Source organism: Plesiocystis pacifica SIR-1, assembly GCF_000170895.1.
Taxonomy (GTDB): Bacteria; Myxococcota_A; Polyangia; order Nannocystales; family Nannocystaceae; genus Plesiocystis; species Plesiocystis pacifica.
Window position 1 is genome coordinate 1 of the sequence record NZ_ABCS01000071.1, and the last position, 17,737, is coordinate 17,737.

The window sequence follows — 17,737 nt, forward strand, 5'->3', positions numbered from 1 at the left end:
CCGAGACGGACACCGACACCGGCACCGGCACCGGCACCGGCACCGAGCCCACCATCGAGCCCTTCGACCCCCTCGCCCCGGGCGAGCTCCCCTGCGCCGCGGCCGAGTGGAGCCCCGACGCGTTCATCGCCCTCATCACCGGCGAGTCCACGGCCCACCTGCTGCGCGGCGACGGCACGACCCTCGCCCTCGACACCAGCTTGCCCGACGCAGCCCCCGACGCCGAGCTGCGCGTCGCCACGGGCAACGCCGGCGACTGGATCATCACCGTCAGCTACGACGACGTCGACGGGCTCGAGCACGACCTGGCCCGCTACCGCGGCTGGAGCCGAAGCACCGGCGCGCTGATGTGGGAGCACGTCGAAGCCGGAACCGAGACCGAGCCCGCCGGCTCGTGGGTGCGGGTGTCCGAGGACGGCCGCTTCATCGTCATGCTGCCCGGCGAGGGCGACACCTCCTGGGGCCGAGCCATGGACGCGTTCGGCGTCATCGGGACCTTCTACTGCTCGGCGATCAGCCCGATCGCCCCGGACGACTGGCACGCCTGCGTCGGCGGCGACGACTTCGAGCCCTCGTGGTTCAACGCCGTGCTGTCCGACTACGCGGGCGGCGGCCAGCTCTACGACTACGAGTTCTTCGCGGGCTACGACGTGCTCCCCGACGGCACCTTCGTCTACCTCGGCCACGTCGAGGGCGCTCCGGACACCTTCCCCCTCGTCGAAGAGCGCCTCGACGAGCTCACCATCCACCCCTTGAGCGAGGCCCAGCCCTACTTCGCCGATCCAGACTGGTCCCTGGGCTCGACCGGCCTGCCCGAGCGCTGGCTCTCCTTCCAGCGCGAGGACGAGTTCCACCTGCTGCGCTTTGGCGAGGGCGACGAGCTGCTCGAGACCCTCGTCATGTTCGCGCCGCCGGGCACCGACAACGACCCGCACTTTTGGACCTTCACCGACGAGGGCGCGCCGCTCGTGCTGTGGTCGGAGGGCGGGGCCTGGACCGCCCGCATCCACGTCGAGGCCGGGCTGTGGGCGCCGGCGCCGATGCTCCACCCGAGCACTGGGGCCTACTTCGAGCGCGCGTGGATCGAAGACGGGACCATGGTGATGACCGCGCGGATCCAAGACCCCCAGGCCCTCGAGCCCCCCGGCGGCACGGTCCACGGCCCCTCGCTGCAGCTGTCCCGGCCCAGCGCGGGGACCAAGCTGGTGATCCAGCCCTTCGTCGCCTTCCCGCGCCTGACCGCCGAAGGTCAGTGCGTCGCGCGGCCCCAGGGCGAAGATCCCGAGCTGCCCTGGCGCATCGACGACCTCGAGAACCAGCTCTTTTTCGAGGTCCCGGAGCCGGGCACGCTCGACTGGCTCTAACCCTCCAACCCAAAAGGCGAGCCGCCCCGCGTGGGCAGGGCGGCTCGGGCAGCGTCGTTCGCTGAGTCGTGGACGTGGGGCAGGGAGGGCGTGGCGTCGTCCACGACGGCTAAAGTAGACAGGGACTGTGAAGACTTCACAGTCCCTGAGTCGTGGACGTGGGGCAGGGAGGGCGTGGCGTCGTCCACGACGGCTAAAATAAACAGGGACTGTGAAAACTTCACAGTCCCTGAGTTCAGGCGGCGAACAGCTGGGCGGGCTCGTCGGGGTTTTGGCCGACGGCGTAGCGCTGGCCGGGGAGCACGACGATCTCGAAGGCGCGGAGCTGGTCGCTCTCGAGCAGGCCGCGCATGCGGAGGAAGCGGCTCAGCTGGGGGCTGCGGCGGTCGAGGGGGATGACCTTCGCCAGGCTCCGGGGGATGCGGAGCAGGGCCTCGCCCCGGGGGATCCGCTGCTCGCCGACTTGGAAGGCGACGTTGTCCTGCTCGACCAGGCGCCAGGCGTCGCTGCCGGGCATCGCCGCGGGGTACTCGAGGTCCTCCTCGCAGATCGCCACCTCGTAGGCCAGACAGGGCTGACCGCTGATCGGGGCGCGCAGCAGCTCGCCGGTCTCCCGCGCCACGCCGCGCTCGAGCTGCTCGGGTCGACGCAGGCGCTGACCAAAGCCGCGAGCCAGACGCCAGCGCCGCGGGGTGGTCCGCGCCGTGGACCCCAGGTTGCGGGCCTGGTGGACGACCCAGCCGAGCATCAACACCACGGGCAAGAGCACGGGCGCGATCAGGCTCAGGGTCAGCTCGGGGCCGACGCCCTCGAAGATCGGGGTCTGGCTCAGCGCGCCGTCGACGAAGCGGACCATGTAGGCGAGCAGGCCAACGCCGAGGGTCGAGAGCACGAAGATCTTCGCCGCCCGCGAGCCCCGGCTGGGGGGGCGCTCGTCCTCCTCGAGCTCGCCGAGGGAGTAGACCGTGGGGGTGTGGCGGAGGTCGGCGAGGCCGTGCTCTCCGCAGGCCATGCAGCGCTGCGGGCCGCGCTCGGAGGCCTCGACGCCGCGCATGGGATCGCTCGTCGACTCGAGGGAGGAAGGCGCGCTGAGGTAGCCGCAGCTCATGCACAGCGAGAAGCACTCGAAGGGCGCCAGCTCGGGGTCCTGGTAGCCGACGCTCGCGCCGGCTCGGGCGATCTCCCGGCGCATCGCCGCACGAATGTCGCGCCCGCGGCTCCGGTTGCTCGATCGCATCGATCGTAGGTAGCTCTGCACCATTCCCGCGCCCGAGGGGCCTGCCATCTCTCGTCTCTCTTTCCATCGCGGAGCAGACCCCCGAGCGCCCATCGCCCGGCCGAGCTCTCCCACGTGTTCGCAGCAACAGGCCGCGCGCGTCGGCATTCCACGCGATCGACAAAGAGCGCCATGGGGCGCCCCTCGTGGTGCATTCAACGGCGCTCAAAAACGTGGGCGCCAATTTTGCAGACGAACTACTCCAGCTCGGGACCCCAGGTCCCCTTCGACACCGGCCCCGTCGGTCCGTCTTCCAACCGACACACGCCGATCATGTCGGTGATGTCGATGGGGATGCCGAGCACCGAGCAGTCTTCCTGGTTGCCCCAGCGATAGATCGGACCGGCGCTCGGCAGCGCAGGATCGCCGCGCCCGGGATCGGTGAAGTCCTCGCTCATCCACGCCGGCCACTCGGCGCCCTCGAGGCCCTCTTGTTCGAAGAAGTCGAGGCCGTAGACGACCTCCCAGGTGTCCCAGGCCACGCCCGCGCTGGTCTCGTCGACCAGATCGGCGCAGATCAGCGTGATGCAGATGTCGAAGAAGGGATCGACCTCCCCGATGGTCATGTAGACGTGGTTGCCGGGCTGGGCCCAAAAGCCGTGGGAGCCCCACGCCGAGTAGACCACCGGGTGCGTGCCCTCGAACAGCTCGACCTCGCCGCCGTCCCAGTCGTAGGCGCCGCCGAAGCTGTGCGCCGAGAGGTAGACCTGGCTCGGCTCGTCGTCGACCAGGCGCACGGTGATGTGCTCCCAGTCGCCGACATGGTTGCCCCAGACCGTGTCCGCGAGCTCCTTGCCGCGGTTGTAGGGGTAGTAGATGAAGTACACGAGGTCGACGACGCCGCCGCCCTTGTCGGCCCAAAAGCCGTAGACCGGCGCCGTCTCGAGCTCGCCGGAGAAGAAGGGCAGGACGTCCGAGGGCGAGCCGAGCTCCGCCGCGCTGCGCACCCAGTACTGGCCCTGGCCGTCGGGGAAGCGCTCGAGGAAGGGGAAGGCCCACTCGGCGGACGAGGGCCAGTAGGCCTCGTTGGCGGGGAAGTAGATCCGCGGCGCGTAGGTCTCGAGGGCGGTCTGCCGCGGGTCCGGCTCGACGACGCCCGTGTCCGTGTCCGTCTCTTCCGCGGACTCCGACTCCGACTCTGCTTCAGACTCCGACTCCGACTCCTCTTCGCTGCTGCTCTCGCTCTCCGTGGTCCCCGCGTCCGTCGAGCTCTCCGTCTCCGACTCGGTGCTCTCGTCCGCGTCCTCGGTGCTCTGCGTCTCGCCCACCTCGTCTTCGCCGCCGCCCGAGTCGCCACACCCGAGCGGGCCCACGGTCATGAGAAAAAATAAGGATACGGAAGTGATGCGATTCCAACTCATGGCCTGAATTCAGATGCTATCAGGACTCGGATGCTCGGAATCACGCACTCCGAGGACGTTACGATTCACTATTTTGGATCCGGGCTCAAATGAACTGGCCTTAAGTACATGTCCCTTGGTACAGTAACGTTGCGTTGGACGATGCGCCTTCGCCCCCGAACCCCTCTCTCCGAACGGGATCTCGGCCATGGATTTGCGACAAGCCAAGCTCTCCTCGCGCAGCCTCATCCCCCTCGCGCTGGCGATCCCCATCACCGGCGGGCTGACAGCCGCCGAACGCGCGGCGCTCCCCGACAAGCGCGAAGACCCCCACCGCAAGTCCAGGGTCGCGGCCAAGGTCGACGCCTGACACATCCGAGAATCAACAATCCAAATGGCCCTACTCGAGGGCCACCCGCGCGATTGGGCGGCGCCGGACCAGACCAACGCGAGGGCTCGGAGACGACCCGCTCAGCCCTCGAGGATCCCGTCGTCGGTGCAGCCCCAGGCCTCCATGCGCAGCTCCCAATGCCAGGGCTTGAGCATGAACACGCCGTCGCGCTCCACCGACCACCACACGCCCGGGGTCATCTCCAGCTGCAGGTTGGCCGGGATGATCTGCGAGGCGTTGAACAGGTGGTCGTCGGTCTCGAGGGCCAGCGCGGCGCTGATGATCTCCGCCGCCAGGCCGATGACCGGGATCACCCAGCCGTTGGCCCCCGGGATGATGCCCACGCCCTCGGCCCCGTTGGCGATGGCGTCGAGGAACTCTTCGAAGGCCCCGGTGCCGTCGCCCTCGAGGCAGTTGTAGGTCATGGCCAGGGAGCCCTGGGGCGCCACGGGCTCGCCGACCTGACCCCAGACCACGCCCTCGGCCAGGGAGAAGGTGTACTCGTCGCCGTTGTCGAGGGCGAAGGTCTTGGGCGTCACGCGGATCTCCGCGCCGGGCATGGCCTCCGCGATCACGGCGCAGTAGATGGTGTCCTTGAACACGAGGTCGGCCTCGTCGTGGACGACGATCTTGGCCACGCGCAGGCGCAGCTTGGGGTCCTCGCAGTCGCCCGGGGCCTCGGCGGGGCCGGGGGTCAAGCTGGGCGTCGAGGACGGCGACCGGCTCTCGCCCTCGCCCACGCGCAGCTCCGGATGGGCCGCGCGGTAGCTCGGGACCGAGTCGACGCCCGCGCGCGCGAGCTGGCGACGGACCGCGGCGGCCTGCTCGGGGTAGTCGGCGAAGATCTGGCGCAGCTTGGGCACGAAGGGGTGCTCGCCGGGGGCGGCCTCGGGGTCGAGGGCCGCCACGACCACGCGCACGCCTTCGTCGTGATCCGCGACCCGAGCCTGGAGCTCGACGACCAACGAGCCGCCCTCGCCCTCTTCTTCGCCGGGCAGGGGCACGTCGAGGGCCTCGAGGTGGGTCTCGATGCCGTCGGGGATCGCCGCCTGCTCGCAGCTCGGCGCCTCGGCGCAGTCCAGGCAGATCCCACAGTCCTCGACGCACTCGTCACACAGCTCGTCGTCCTCGCACACTCCGTTGCCGCACTCCGAGGGCGGGACACAGTCGCTGCACTCCCCCCAGCCGGTGTCGGTGCACATCTGCGTGCCCTCGCCCCCGTCGGGGCACTCGCAGGCCTGCTCGTCCCCAGGCTCGCACTCGGAGCCAGCGGACTCGCCGACCTCGTCGTCGGTCTCCGTCGCCTCGCCGGCCTCGTCCGCGCCGTCGCCTGGTGTCGCGTCATCGCCACAGGCGAACGAGGTCGCGCCAAGGAGGGCGCACAGGAGGGTCGCGGAGGTGCTCGGGGTTCGCATGGCGTGATCTGCGTCGCTTGACACGGACAGCTCCGTGCTTGGCGCACGATATCGCCGTTTTGGCCCCGCGACCACGGGTGCTCGAACCAAAAAAGAACCGACCTCGACGCGCCAGGGCCCCCCAGCTCTGGCTACGTCGGGTCGATTGTCACTTGGGTGCGGCTACTTCCAGCGCTGGATGGGTAGCGCGCGGTGTGGTGACGTACTCATATATCTCCGGACGAGCCGAAATCCTTCACGCCGAATCCGAAAAAAATCGAATGGCATGAAGGGTCAAGCGTCACCGCGCCGAGTCACTTGCTCGAGGCCTTGGCGGCCTTCTTGGCCTTGGCCTGCGCGCCGCCGAAGAAGTAGGTGATCGACAGGCCGAAGAACACCCCGCCGTGCTCGCCGAGCTCGAAGCCGAGGCCAGGGCCGTCGGTGGTCCCGAGCCGCGAGCCCGCGCCCGTGCCGGGGTTCGTGTCGCTCGCGCCCTGCTCGTCGGGCTCGCGGGTGCCGGGGACGATGCGCGCGACGAGGCCGAACTCGGGCGTGATCGCGACGGAGTCGCCGATGAACACGTGGGTGGTGATCGGCACCTCGATGTCGAACTCGAGGGGCGCCTCGCGGGTGTCGGGGTTGTTGTCGATGTCGTCGGCGCCAAAGCCCACGTAGACGAGGCCGCGCGCGCCGACGCCGAAGTCCGCCGAGATGTACTTCGAGCGGTCGCCCTGCACGGGCCAGTAGAACAATTGTAGGCCCGAGCCGAGCAGACCCACGGTCCTGTTCTGATCGAAGTCGCCGGTCTCGCTGGCCTCGCGGTGCGAGTAGGTGGCGACGCCGATGAGCGCGCCGACGCTGAGCTTTTGCGTGGCGTAGTAGCGGAGCGAGAGCGCGTTGATCCCGGACAGCGAGCGGGTCCCGCCGAGGCCCAGGCGGCCCTTCATGCTCGAGTCGCCGCCGGCGTCGACGACGGGCGCCGGCTCGGGGTCGGGCTCCAGCTCCGGTTCGGGCTCCGGCTCCGGCGCGTCCTCGGCCTCCGCCGGCGCCTCCGTCTCGTCGGCCTTGTCGCCCTTGCCCTTGCCCTTGCCCTTGCCGCCCTTGGCGGGCGCCGCCAAAGCACTGGGAGCCGCGAGGAATACCGCGAGAGCGGACGCCAGACCGAGGGAGCGCTGTACCGAGGGGAATGCCATTGGCCGGAAGATACCCCGGCGGCGAGTCCGACCAAAGCAATCCCTCGCACGCCGATCGTCGCGTGGGGTGCACCTCGACGACCATGTCTGGGCTCTCCCCACCTCCAGACCGTGGTGAGCTCAGGAGCGCCTCACACACTGAAGTTCCCGTAATTTGTCGATCGTGCGAGGCAGCCCACCGAGGTGACAGCGCCGCGGCGATCACTCGCAAAAGTTGCCGCAGACGACTACCATGGAGGGCGAAAAGCACTGGGATTCGGGCTTCGTCGCGCTCCTGCGCCGAGGCCTCGGTCGTGACACGCGGATCCCAGCGCGAGACTTCTTGGAGCTCTCATGCGCGTAGACTCAGCTCATTCCCGTGGACCCTCGCTGGCCGCCCTGCTCGGCGCGGCGTTGATCCTGCCGGCCACTCTGGGGGCGTCGGCCTGCCTCGACGTCGAGGGCATGGACCCCGCCAACCCCCAGCGCGGCCCCGGTGAGCTCGTCGGCAACGGCGACCCGATCACCGACGGCAATTTCACCGGCGGATGGGACACGCCCCCCGAGCCCAACCAGGTGCCCCCGGCCCTCGAAGAGCCGATCGTCTGCGATGCCCAGTGCCAGAGCTACTGCGACAGCCTCGGCCTGAGCAACCCGGTCAACATCGGCGCGTGCTCGAGCCTGTGGGGCGTGGGCCTGGCCTCCCAGCCCGTCGACCGCCGCCAGGCCTGCCGCAAGCTCCACGCGGACATGCTCGGCCGCTACCCCACGCCGGCCGAGGTCAACGACGTCTGCAACGAGGAGGACTGGGGCGACACGGTCAAGGCGCTGATGCGCTCGGACGAGTTCGTGCTCGTGCAGCAGCGCCGCTGGGCCGACGCGATGCTCTACAACAACCGGGCCGTCAACGTCGAGCGCATCTACGACATGGACGATCTGGTCCGCAAGGCCTACCAGGGCTACGTGCCCTGGGACCTGTTCGCGTCCGTGGCCGCCTCGCACCCCGTGCTCGTCCGCCGGCACACCACCCCCGGCGACCGGGCCGAGGCCGCGTTCAAGCTCTTCCTCCACCGCCCGCCCTACGAGGACGAGCGCAGCGACATGGGCCGGCTCTACTCGGTGTGGAGCAACGGCTACCGCGACCACCCCTTCCTGGGCACCGTGCCCGACCCCTACGTCAACTACGACTGCGTCGGCACCAACCAAGACGGCACCCCCGCCGACCAGGGCGCGTGCACCAGCATCCTGTGGGGCTACCACGAGCTCACCCTCGAGCCCGACGGCCGCCGCGAGATCACCGGCGACCAGGAGGGCTGGATGTGGAGCGGCTACATGAGCGCCGAGGAGTGGGAGGCCGTGCAGCTGCCCGGGCGCCTGATGGCCACCGAGGACAGCTTCTGGGAGGCCGCCGTCGACGACGTGCTGATGCAGTACTTCGGCTACGACCTCGGCACCGAGGTCCCGCAGATCCGCCACGAGCTGGTCAAGTACCTGCTCGAGAACCAGGCCGACATCCGCTCGGTGCACTTCGCCGTCGCCACCTCCATCCCCTACCTGCAGAGCTCGCAGGGCGCCCAGGAGTCCGACTTCCCGTGGACCATGGGGCCGCTCAAGCAGGCCACGCCGGAGATGTGGGTCGACTCCATCGAGCGCATGGCCGGCTACCAGCTCGGCGCCTGTGACCACCGCATCCCCCACCCCGAGGACTACCTCTACGCCGACGGCAACGGCAACGAGCCCAACGGCTGGACCTTCGCGCTGGTCAACAACAGCCGCTGGGTCATCGACCAGGACAAGGAGCTCGAGACCAGCTACCGCGGCGTGACCCAGTCCCTGGGCGGCTGCCCGACCAACGAGGTCAGCGGGCGCTTCACGACCATCTCGATCCTCAACACCGCGGTCCAGGAGGCCTTCATCGCCGAGGTCTGCGACCCCAGCCTGCTCGGCGGCGGCGCGGACGTGTCGATGCTCCTGCCCCAGGGCATGAGCCCCGACGCGGCCCTCGACGCGGGCACGGCCCAGGACATCGTCACCCGCCAGACGCGGCTGTTCTACGGCCGCGAGCCCTACCCCTCGGAGCTCGAGGCGGCCGCCGGCTACTCCGAGCAGTGCACGCCCAAGCCCTGCACCGCCGAGCGCTTCGCTCGCCCCGCTTGCTTCGCCCTGCTCTCCTCCGCGGAGATGCTCTTCTACTGAACCCGGCCACGTGAAAGGACCCCAATCATGACCAAGAAAAAGAGTCCCGTGAGCCCCTCCCGCCGCCGCTTCCTGACCACCGTGGGTGTGGGCGGCGTCGCGGCCGGTGCCGCCATCGGTGCCCCGCACCTGTGGATCAAGTCCGCCAAGGCGACCAACACCGTCGGCTTCGGCACCGCCAAGCACCTCATCGTCATCCGCCTGTCCGGAGGCTTCCGCTTCCCGACCTGCTTCAACTCCGACGTCAGCGACGAGTTCAGCCCCTGGGGCACCGCGAGCTCCGTCGCCGGCGGCACGGAGTGGGGCGTGGGCGCGCTGCTCGAGGCCGACGACTGGCTCGACGCCGATCGCAGCGCCCTGGGCATGCAGCGCGTCACCGACTTCACCAACGAGATCGCGGTCGTCCCCTGCGTCGACCACGAGCCCCTCTCGGGCTCGGCCGACGGCAACCACAACACCGGCCTCGAGCGCTTCTTGACCGGCTCGGTCAACGGCACCACCGGCATCTTCACGATGATCAACTACGGCCTGCGCGCGCAGACCGAGATGGCCGCGGCCGAGGGCCAGATCCTGCTCCCCTCGATCATCATGGGCCAGGCCGCCATGGGCCGCGGCTCGGGCAAGTACGCCGGCTACCGCCCGCCGGTGCTGCGCGGCGACGACCTCGAGCGCTTCGGCTTCAACACCGAGTCGCTGCTGCCCGACTGGGCCCAGTCCATGAGCGCCGACTACGACGCGCGCTTCCGCGACGTCCAGCAGCTGCCCCACTACCCCACCGTCGACGCCTACCTGCAGTCGCGCGAGGCGACCAAGGCCTACTCCGAGATCTTCTCGAGCGAGGCCCTGAAGATCGACAACGGCTCCACCGAGCTCATCGACGGGGTCAGCAACGCCCAGCTGGCCACGGCCTTCGGCCAAGGCGGCGCGTCCCGGAGCCTGCGCCTGGCCCTGCGCCTGTTCAAGTTCGGCTGCCCCGCGGTCTACCTCGACCAGGGCGGCTACGACATGCACTCGGGCGAGGAGCAGGGCCTGCCGGGCCGCATCAGCGAGCTCAACCGGCTGATCTCGGCGCTGCGCTGGGCCCTCAAGACCATGGAGCACCCCGAGGGCGGGAGCTACTGGGACCACACCATCGTGACCATGGGCAGCGAGTTCTCGCGCTCGAGCCGGGGCGGCCGCTTCAACTCCGCCCGCGGCAGCGACCACGGTGGCGACTACGCCACGCGCTGGATGTCCATGCCCTTCTTCGGCGGCCCCATCGCGGCCGCGGGCCGGCGCCTGGGCGAGACCCGGGCCTCGGACCTCGAGCCCCTCGGCGCCGTCTACAGCTACCGCTCGACCATGAAGTCGATGATGGACGCCCTCGGCTGCGACCACGAGGAGTTCTTCCTCGCGGACGATCCCTACGACGATCTCTTCCTCGCCTGAGCCCCCCGACATGACTGCCCCGCTTCGCCTTGCCACTGTCATGACCCCCGCGCTGGTCCTCGCCAGCGCCCTCACTGCGTGCACCGTCGGCAGCAGCTTCGACCCGGGCGAGATCAGCTTCGACCCCAACCGCCCCGAGCCCGTCGACCCCGACGACCCCGACCCCTACATGGGCGAGGACGAGATCGTGCTCGAGGCCCAGTCGAAGTTCCGCACCGGCCTCGACTTCCACGAGAAGGTGATCTGGCGGACCTGCACGCCCTTCAACGGCGTGTGCCACAACTCCAAGGAGTTCCCCGACCTGCGCACGCCGGCGAACTTCGTCAAGGCCTTCGGGGCCAACTGCAACATCCAGTACGGCGAGTACCAGTCGGTGTTCGACGGCTGCGAGCGCCCCGGCGATCGCCTGATCGTCGACGGCCAGGGCTACGACTCCGGCGAGCTCGAGATCGGCTGGGTCGAGGTCGTGCCCGGCGACCCCTTCACCGGCGAGGGCCTGCCCGCCGAGGACGCCCCGGGCCTGCACATCCACCTGGTCGACCCCGCCCCCGGCGAGCAGACCCAGGTGTTCACCACCGCCGACTTCCGCCGCACCTTCATCACCGACGGCCAGGTCGGGGACTTCACCTACGCCAGCTACACGACCTTGTGGTGGGTGCTGCCCGGGCGCACGCACATCATCGGCCGCGTCCAGCAGGGCCAGAGCGACCAGGTCCAGGACCTCTTGTCCGTGGGCATCGTCGAGGGCGACGCCAACCGCAACGGCATCGCCGGCGCCCGCGAGAGCGACCCGGTCCACATGCTGTCCGCCGGCGACCCCGAGAACAGCTACCTGATCGCGCGCCTGCGCGGGACCATGTCCGGCATCGACGTGCCCGGCTCGCGCATGCCCCTGGCCAACCAGCCCCTGAGCATCTCGGAGATGCTGGCGCTGTTTTGCCTGGTCGAGACCATCCCCGAGGACCCGACCGAGAGCGACCTGGCCCGGGCCATCGACTACGCCAACTGCTCCTACAGCACGGACCCGGCCGGCCTCAACCTGCTCGGCGAGGGCGTGACCTGGGCCGCGCGCATCGAGAACATCCTCGAGTTCCAGTGCTCGGGCTGCCACAACGCCATCGACCCCCAGGCCGGGCTCACGCTCATCGGCGAGGGCACCTACGAGCGCCTGCTCGAGGCCTCGGCCCAAAACCCCGAGCTCAACCTGATCGAGCCCGGGGATCCCATGAGCAGCTACCTGTTCCTCAAGCTCATCGGCGACGAGAGCATCGTCGGCAACCCCATGCCCTACAACCCGCTCACGGGCGAGGGCACCCTGACCCAGGCCGAGATCTCGGACATCGAGACCTGGATCATCAACGGCGCCGTCGAGGATGAGTAGGTCTATACTGCCGGCCATGCGGCGCGCCCTGCCCAGCTTCGCTCTTCCCCTCCTCGGCCTCGGCTTCGGCCTGGCCCTCGCCGCGTGCAACACCACCGTCGAGGCCCAGCTCGAGACCTACGAGGACGGGCCGCAAGAGGACTACGGCTGCATCGTCGGCGACCTCGACTGCGAGTGCGCGGCCGGGGACGTGTGCGACCAGGGCCTGGTCTGCCAAAACGGGATCTGCGTGTGCGAGAGCGGAGACTGCGAGCCCATGGGGCCGATGACCTCCGGCATGGACGAGGCCGACGCCGGCAGCGACACCATGAGCACCGAGGCGGACACCATGGACACCACCGACATGGACATGGGCGAGTCGACCACCGACGCCGACACGACCGACACGACCGACACCACCGAGTCGACGGATACGACGGACACCACCGATACGACCGACACGACCACCGACACCGGTGATACGACCACGGACACCGACACCGGTGACACGACCACGGACACCGGCGGCATGGACACGGACACCGGCGGGACGGACACTACGGGCTGAGGCCCGTTGGACGCGAGAATCGCCCTAACCATCGCTTGCGTGCTCGCGGGCGCGTGCACCGACGGCGGCGAGCCTGCGACCTCGCCCGCCGACCCCGACGTGGTGCTCGTCGAGCCCGACCCCGAGCCCTCGCCGCTCGCGGGCGAGAACCCGCCGACCCCCAACGGCGAGTGGAACATCGTCTCGATCGGAGGCACGGCGCACTCAGGCGTGCTGCACGCGTGTTCGAACGATGACCTGGCCCAGCAAGAGCGCGAGCTGACTACGATCCTCGAGGTGATCTCCGCGTGGGAGATCGAAGGGAACCGCCTCGAGCTCAGCGGCGGCGACATGGGCCTGACCCGGCGAAGCGGACCGCGGGCGTGCTCACGCCCGCGCGCCCTCGGGCGCACGGATCAGTCGACCACCGAGGCGCACCGCAAGGTGTGAACACAACCAAGCTCCTCCCTAGAGCGCTCCCCTGCGCCGCGCTGTTGACCCTCGCGCCCTTGCTCTCGGCCTGTCCCACGAGCCAGGGCCCGAGCACGGCCATCGCGTCCGCGTCGGACCCCTTCGGCACCAGCGACGTCCCCGGCACGCCGAGTCAGACCACGAGCTGGCGCCACCCCGCGACCCTCGGCAACGGCCTGGTCAGCGACTCCCGCCTCGACCTCGACGCGCCCCCGACCCAGCTGGTCAGCCCGCTCATCGACTTCGAGGCCGGCGTCGACTGGATCGGCTTCGTCCCCACGCACATCAACAAGATCAAGGCGGGCTTTCGCCCGGCCACCGTCGACGCCCTCGTGACCGGCAGCACCATCATCGGGACCAACCTGATCGATCTCGGGCTCGAGGACCTCTCGACCTATGTCGCCGACGACGACACGGCCTACCGCAGCGAGACCAAGACCTACCTGTTCGACGGGCTGACCAGCGAGTCCGCCGCCCTCGAGCTCTCGGGGCCCCTGACCGTGGGCATGCCCCGGCCGACGGCGATCGACACATTCAGCCTCGACGAGGGCCAGCTCGGCACCTCCTTGGTCTGGACCCACGACAACTCCGACCTCCCCTGGCGCGTGGCCGTGGGCCGAACCAAGGCCAACTTCGAGCAGCAGATCCTCGCCTGGGGCATCCAGGGCTACCGGCTGATCTCCGTGGCCAGCCGCGAGCGCAACGGGGTCAGCGAGTACGCCGGCATCTTCGTGGCCGACGGCCAGCCCTCGGGCAGCACCCGCATCTCCCTGGGCGAGGACTGGTCGACGCTGACCAACACGGCCAACACCAACTGGGCCGACGGCTACTACCCCTCGCGCGGGACCTACGAGCAGGGCTCCGAGGAGCCCCCGCGCTTCAACATCCTGTGGGCCAAGGAGCCGCCAGACACCCAGGTCGAGACCCGCTACGACATGAGCAAAGCCGACTTCGAGGCCCAGGACGAGGCCTTCCGCCACCAGGGCTTCCACCTCGAGAACGGCACCGCCTACCTCGACGGCGGCGACCTGCGCTACGCCGGGGTGTGGATGCGCAGCGACGAGTACTGGCACGACACCGTCGTCGGCGACACCCTCGGCCCCGGCGACCCCAACTTCGCCGTGTGGACCGCCGTCGAGGCCCAGGCCAAGGCGTCCATGGACCTCTCCCTCGACGGCAAGAAGGAGGGCAAGTACTTCCGCCCCTCGGGCACGCTGCACATCTTCGAGGGCGACCAGCTCGTGCTCAACCGGGCCTACACCTACGCCCCCGCCTACTACCCCGACACCCCCCTCAACGCGCCCATGGGCCTGGCCAGCGTGAGCAAGTCGATCACCGCCGCGGCCGTGCTCGACGTCCTCGACGACAACAACGTCGCGCTCACGGACTCGTTCACGGGCGCCGCCAGCATGTTCGCCAACGTGCCCCTGGCGATGATCAGCGTGGACATCGCCAGCGCGCTGACCAACACCGGCGGCTTCATGACCAACCCCGACTCCTACCTGGACCAGTCCATGGTCCACTTCAGCCCCCATGGCAGCTACCCCATCTTGGGCGAGGAGCTCTACGACTACGTCGTCCTCGGCGGCCACCTCGGCGTGGGCGGAACGGACGACTACTGGAACGCCGGCGCCGTCGGCCAGTTCGGCTACTCCAACCCCGGCTACTCCCTCCTCGGTGAGCTCGTCCGCGTGCAGTCGGGCATGCCCTACGAGAGCTACGTGCGCACCCAGATGCTCGCGCCGGAGGGCCTCGACGGGGACATCTACGCCGATCCCGGCCACCGCAAGGAGCTCGATGAGCCCATCGCCGCCGGCCTGCGCGCCTACCTGATCAACGACGACCACCCCTATGTCAAGAACCCGGGGACCCCCGTCGAGTTCGGCTCGACCATGGCGCCGCTGATCGCCGAGAACGACTGGCGCCCCAACGCCGGGCCCGTCGACCCCGCCGCGCCCAGCCACGCCGCGTGGCAGCGCTACGCGGGGGGGACCTACCTCGGCGGCGCTCCCCTGGCCGCGGGAGGGTGGCACGGCGACGGGGAGTCCGTCGGCCGGCTGGCGCGGGCCGTCGCCACGGAGGAGGCCTTCTTCCCCCAGTCCGTCGCCGACGAGCTGTGGAGCCCGAGCTGGTGGGTCCCCCCCGGTAGCCACAGCAAGGGCGAGAAGTGGGCCTACGGCCTCGGCTGGTACGTCCGCGGGCAGTGGGTCGCGATGGCCGGCGGCTTCTACGGCGCCAGCGCCATCGCGCTGTACAACCGCGACGCCGACGTCACGATCGTGCTGTTGACCAACACCCGCGGCAACGGGCTGACGGACTTCGCCAACCCGCTCATCGGCGTGACCTCGTCCACCCCCGGCCTCGGCGCCCTCGGCCAAGCCTACCCCTGCGTCGACGATCCGGCGACCGTGGGCACCGACGAGTGCGCCCCCACCATGGGCTGGTGATCGCCGAGCGGCCCGCTCTTGCGCGAAGGGGAGCGGGCCGCTCGAGCGCCGTTAGTCCGTCAACAGCAGCCGATGCAGCGAGCGCAAGCTCGCCTTGCTGAGCTTCGGCTTGCCGTAGCTGCGCTGGGTGTACTCGCCGATGAGCGTGCAGTAGAGCAGGTCCGCCCGGCGCTTGGCCTCGGCCTTGGGGATGCCGGCGGCGCGCAGCAGCTCGGCGACGAAGGCCAGGCGCTGGTGATCGACGCGCTTGGCCACGGCCTGGGCGTGGGCGTCCTGGGCGGCCCAGGCCCGGACCGCGGCCTCGAAGGCGTCGGCCTCCGCAGGCGTGCCAAAGGTCCGCTCGATCAGGATCCACAGCCGCTTGCCCGGGTCGTCCGCGGCCTCCTCGACGGCGTCGATGATCTCGAGGGTCCCGCGCTGCTCCCAGGCGTCGACGATCGCGGCCAGCAGCGCCGCCCGGTCGCTGAAGTGCCAGTAGAAGCTGCCCTTCGACACGCCGAGCACCTTCGCCAGCGGCTCGACCCGGACCGCGGCGGCGCCAGCGTCTGCGAAGCGTGCCGCCGCCGCGGCGATCCAGTCGTCCTTCGAGAGCCGGGCCACGCTCGACAATACGCCGCCGTATGGTACGGTGACAAGCGAGCGACCATACGCACCCGTATGGTCGCGCAGAGAGGAAGACAACCGCCATGCTCGCCACCGTCGCCGCCGTCATCTTGGTGCTCATCGCCGCGCTGCACTCCGTGCTGGGAGAGGCCGCCCTGCTCCGCCCGCTGTTCGCCCGCCCCTGGGAGCTCGACATCCCCCGCGAGCCCGCCGAGCGGATCTTCCGCTTCGCCTGGCACCTGACCTCCCTCGCGTGGATCGGCCTCGCGGCCGCGGTGCTCGGGCTCTCGGCCCTGCACGCGACCGCGCTGGTGTGCCTGGGCAGCGGCGCGCTGGTCTTCGTGATGCTCCGCGGCCACCTCGCCTGGCCGCTGTTTTTCGCGGTGGCCGGCTGCATCTGGGCCTCCCTCGGGGTCATCCCCGCGCTGGCCCTGCAGACCCTGAGCTTCGTGGGCGCGGGCCTGGCCGTTGCGCTCGCGGGGCTGCACGTCTACTGGGGCCTCGGCGGCCGCTGGGGCTTTGCCGCCGCGCTCCCCCAGGGCGAAGACGGCGAGCCCGCCATCGTCCCCGGCCCGCTGCCTTGCTTCGCCGTCGCCACGGCCTGCGCCGCGCTCGGCGTGTTGCTGGCCTGGCCGAGCTTCGCCCCCCTCGCCGCTCCTCAGCGGATCATGCTGTGGATCGCCCTGGTCGTGTTCGTCGCCCGGGCGGTCGGCGACGGCCGCCAGGTCGGCTTCTCGAAGGCCAACCACGAGACCGCCTTCGCCCGCGCCGACGATGCCCTCTACTCGCCCCTGGTCGTCGGCCTGGCCTTCGCCTGCGGCGCGGCGCTGCTGCTGGCCTAGGCTGCTGGCCCAGCTACAGGCAGATCGTGCCCACGTTCAGCTCGAGGCACTCCATCCCGTCGGGGCAGGTCTTGCCCCCAGAGCAGTCGAGCTGACAAAAGGCGTTCATCGAGTCGTTGCACAGCGGCGTCGCCGAGCCGCCCACGTCCGCGCTGCACTGGGCGTTGCTCGAGCACAGCTGCGTGCAAAAGCCGTCGGAGGGGTTCATCTGGCCCTCCTCCGTATAGGTCGCGCAGCCCGAGAGGCCCGGGCAGTCGGCGTCTTGCAGGCACTGCGAGTACAGCCCGCTCCCGGGCTGCGGGTCGTTGGCGCAGCCGCTCGAGTCGAGGCTGCTGCAGTCCGGCGCGCAGGCGAGGACGCCCGCGTCGTAGCCGAGGCCGGCGCAGTCTTGGCCGGCGAGGTTCGAGCCGTCGCAGACCTCTGGAGGCTCGATGAGCCCGTCGCCGCACAGCGCCCCGCCGTCGTCGGTGCTCGTCGTGTCCCCGGTCGTGGTCTCGCCCTCGGCGGTGTCGGTGCCGGTCGTCTCCGTGCTCTCCGACTCGCCCGACCCTTCGTCGGTGCCGCCTCCGGAGTCGCCAGAAGCGTCGCCGTCCTCCTCGCCCATGGTGTCGTCTTCGGCCTCGTCCTCGGCCTCCGACGGAACGCACACCCCGAGCACACACTCGAGCCCGTCGTCGCACAGCAGGCCCTCGTAGCAACCGCCGCTCTCCTTGCCGGTGCCCTTGCCGAGGCCCTCGGTGTTGGCCAAACAGCCACTGACACCAAGACCCACGCCGAAGCCCAACAGCAGCCCCAGCGTGAGCCGCGGCACGCGAGCGGTGAGCAGCCCGCGCCCCCAATTGCTCCCGACGTCCATCCAAAAGCCTTTTTACCGCAGTATTGGGCCGCTCGGTGAGCAAAGCGCCC

General features: G+C 70.0%; 15 protein-coding genes. 9 read left to right on the forward strand and 6 right to left on the reverse strand.

Features of this window, described 5'->3' with window-relative positions; translation table 11 throughout:
- A partial coding sequence (locus tag PPSIR1_RS28465; RefSeq protein WP_006974659.1) for a hypothetical protein occupies nt 1-1,364 on the forward strand: 1,364 nt, incomplete at its 5' end.
- 235 nt (nt 1,365-1,599) lie between these two features.
- Here PPSIR1_RS28465 and PPSIR1_RS28470 read toward each other — a convergent pair.
- Both PPSIR1_RS28470 and PPSIR1_RS28475 read right to left on the reverse strand, forming a co-directional pair.
- Nucleotides 1,600-2,601 carry a hypothetical protein gene (locus PPSIR1_RS28470; protein WP_157596073.1) on the reverse strand — a complete coding sequence of 334 codons (1,002 nt, stop codon included), beginning with the start codon at nt 2,599-2,601 and terminating at the stop codon, nt 1,600-1,602.
- 236 nt (nt 2,602-2,837) lie between these two features.
- The gene (locus tag PPSIR1_RS28475; RefSeq protein ID WP_006974661.1) at nt 2,838-3,959 is read right to left on the reverse strand and encodes a Vps62-related protein; all 1,122 of its coding nucleotides are present in this window, start codon (nt 3,957-3,959) and stop codon (nt 2,838-2,840) included.
- 229 nt (nt 3,960-4,188) lie between these two features.
- Here PPSIR1_RS28475 and PPSIR1_RS48370 point away from each other — a divergent pair, with 229 nt between their 5' ends.
- Nucleotides 4,189-4,350: a hypothetical protein gene (locus tag PPSIR1_RS48370; RefSeq protein WP_006974662.1), complete on the forward strand. Its 162-nt coding sequence runs from the start codon at nt 4,189-4,191 to the stop codon at nt 4,348-4,350.
- A 101-nt stretch (nt 4,351-4,451) separates the two neighbouring features.
- Here the strand turns inward: PPSIR1_RS48370 and PPSIR1_RS28480 are convergent, their stop codons facing one another.
- Together PPSIR1_RS28480 and PPSIR1_RS28485 are read right to left on the reverse strand one after the other, a co-directional pair.
- Nucleotides 4,452-5,786 carry a hypothetical protein gene (locus PPSIR1_RS28480; RefSeq protein ID WP_006974663.1) on the reverse strand — a complete coding sequence of 445 codons (1,335 nt, stop codon included), beginning with the start codon at nt 5,784-5,786 and terminating at the stop codon, nt 4,452-4,454.
- A gap of 293 nt (nt 5,787-6,079) precedes the next feature.
- Nucleotides 6,080-6,883, reverse strand: coding sequence for a hypothetical protein (locus tag PPSIR1_RS28485; RefSeq protein WP_006974664.1), 804 nt, complete (start codon nt 6,881-6,883; stop codon nt 6,080-6,082).
- Between the two features lie 408 nt (nt 6,884-7,291).
- Here PPSIR1_RS28485 and PPSIR1_RS28490 point away from each other — a divergent pair, with 408 nt between their 5' ends.
- From PPSIR1_RS28490 to PPSIR1_RS28515, 6 genes are read left to right on the forward strand one after another with little or no spacing between them, the layout of a single operon-like run.
- Nucleotides 7,292-9,133, forward strand: coding sequence for a DUF1549 domain-containing protein (locus PPSIR1_RS28490; RefSeq protein WP_045116927.1), 1,842 nt, complete (start codon nt 7,292-7,294; stop codon nt 9,131-9,133).
- Between the two features lie 48 nt (nt 9,134-9,181).
- A complete protein-coding gene (locus tag PPSIR1_RS28495; protein WP_198154636.1) occupies nt 9,182-10,561 on the forward strand; it encodes a DUF1501 domain-containing protein in 1,380 nt (459 codons plus the stop codon).
- Nucleotides 10,562-10,601: 40 nt separating this feature from the next.
- Complete coding sequence (locus tag PPSIR1_RS44095) at nt 10,602-11,942, forward strand: hypothetical protein (RefSeq protein WP_006974667.1); 1,341 nt, start codon at nt 10,602-10,604, stop codon at nt 11,940-11,942.
- 16 nt (nt 11,943-11,958) lie between these two features.
- Complete coding sequence (locus PPSIR1_RS28505; protein WP_006974668.1) at nt 11,959-12,489, forward strand: hypothetical protein; 531 nt, start codon at nt 11,959-11,961, stop codon at nt 12,487-12,489.
- Between the two features lie 39 nt (nt 12,490-12,528).
- Nucleotides 12,529-12,918: an META domain-containing protein gene (locus PPSIR1_RS28510; protein ID WP_006974669.1), complete on the forward strand. Its 390-nt coding sequence runs from the start codon at nt 12,529-12,531 to the stop codon at nt 12,916-12,918.
- The gene (locus PPSIR1_RS28515) at nt 12,915-15,386 is read left to right on the forward strand and encodes a serine hydrolase (protein ID WP_157596074.1); all 2,472 of its coding nucleotides are present in this window, start codon (nt 12,915-12,917) and stop codon (nt 15,384-15,386) included. The genes PPSIR1_RS28510 and PPSIR1_RS28515 overlap by 4 nt, the downstream gene beginning before the upstream one ends.
- Before the next feature lie 51 nt (nt 15,387-15,437).
- Here the strand turns inward: PPSIR1_RS28515 and PPSIR1_RS28520 are convergent, their stop codons facing one another.
- Nucleotides 15,438-15,986 carry a TetR/AcrR family transcriptional regulator gene (locus PPSIR1_RS28520; protein WP_045116934.1) on the reverse strand — a complete coding sequence of 183 codons (549 nt, stop codon included), beginning with the start codon at nt 15,984-15,986 and terminating at the stop codon, nt 15,438-15,440.
- A gap of 86 nt (nt 15,987-16,072) precedes the next feature.
- Here PPSIR1_RS28520 and PPSIR1_RS44100 point away from each other — a divergent pair, with 86 nt between their 5' ends.
- Nucleotides 16,073-16,831 (forward strand): DUF3995 domain-containing protein, encoded by a 759-nt coding sequence (locus PPSIR1_RS44100; protein ID WP_006974672.1) that lies wholly within the window; start codon nt 16,073-16,075, stop codon nt 16,829-16,831.
- Nucleotides 16,832-16,844: 13 nt separating this feature from the next.
- Here the strand turns inward: PPSIR1_RS44100 and PPSIR1_RS28530 are convergent, their stop codons facing one another.
- Nucleotides 16,845-17,579 (reverse strand): hypothetical protein, encoded by a 735-nt coding sequence (locus PPSIR1_RS28530; RefSeq protein WP_006974673.1) that lies wholly within the window; start codon nt 17,577-17,579, stop codon nt 16,845-16,847.
- Between the last annotated feature and the right edge of the window lie 158 nt (nt 17,580-17,737).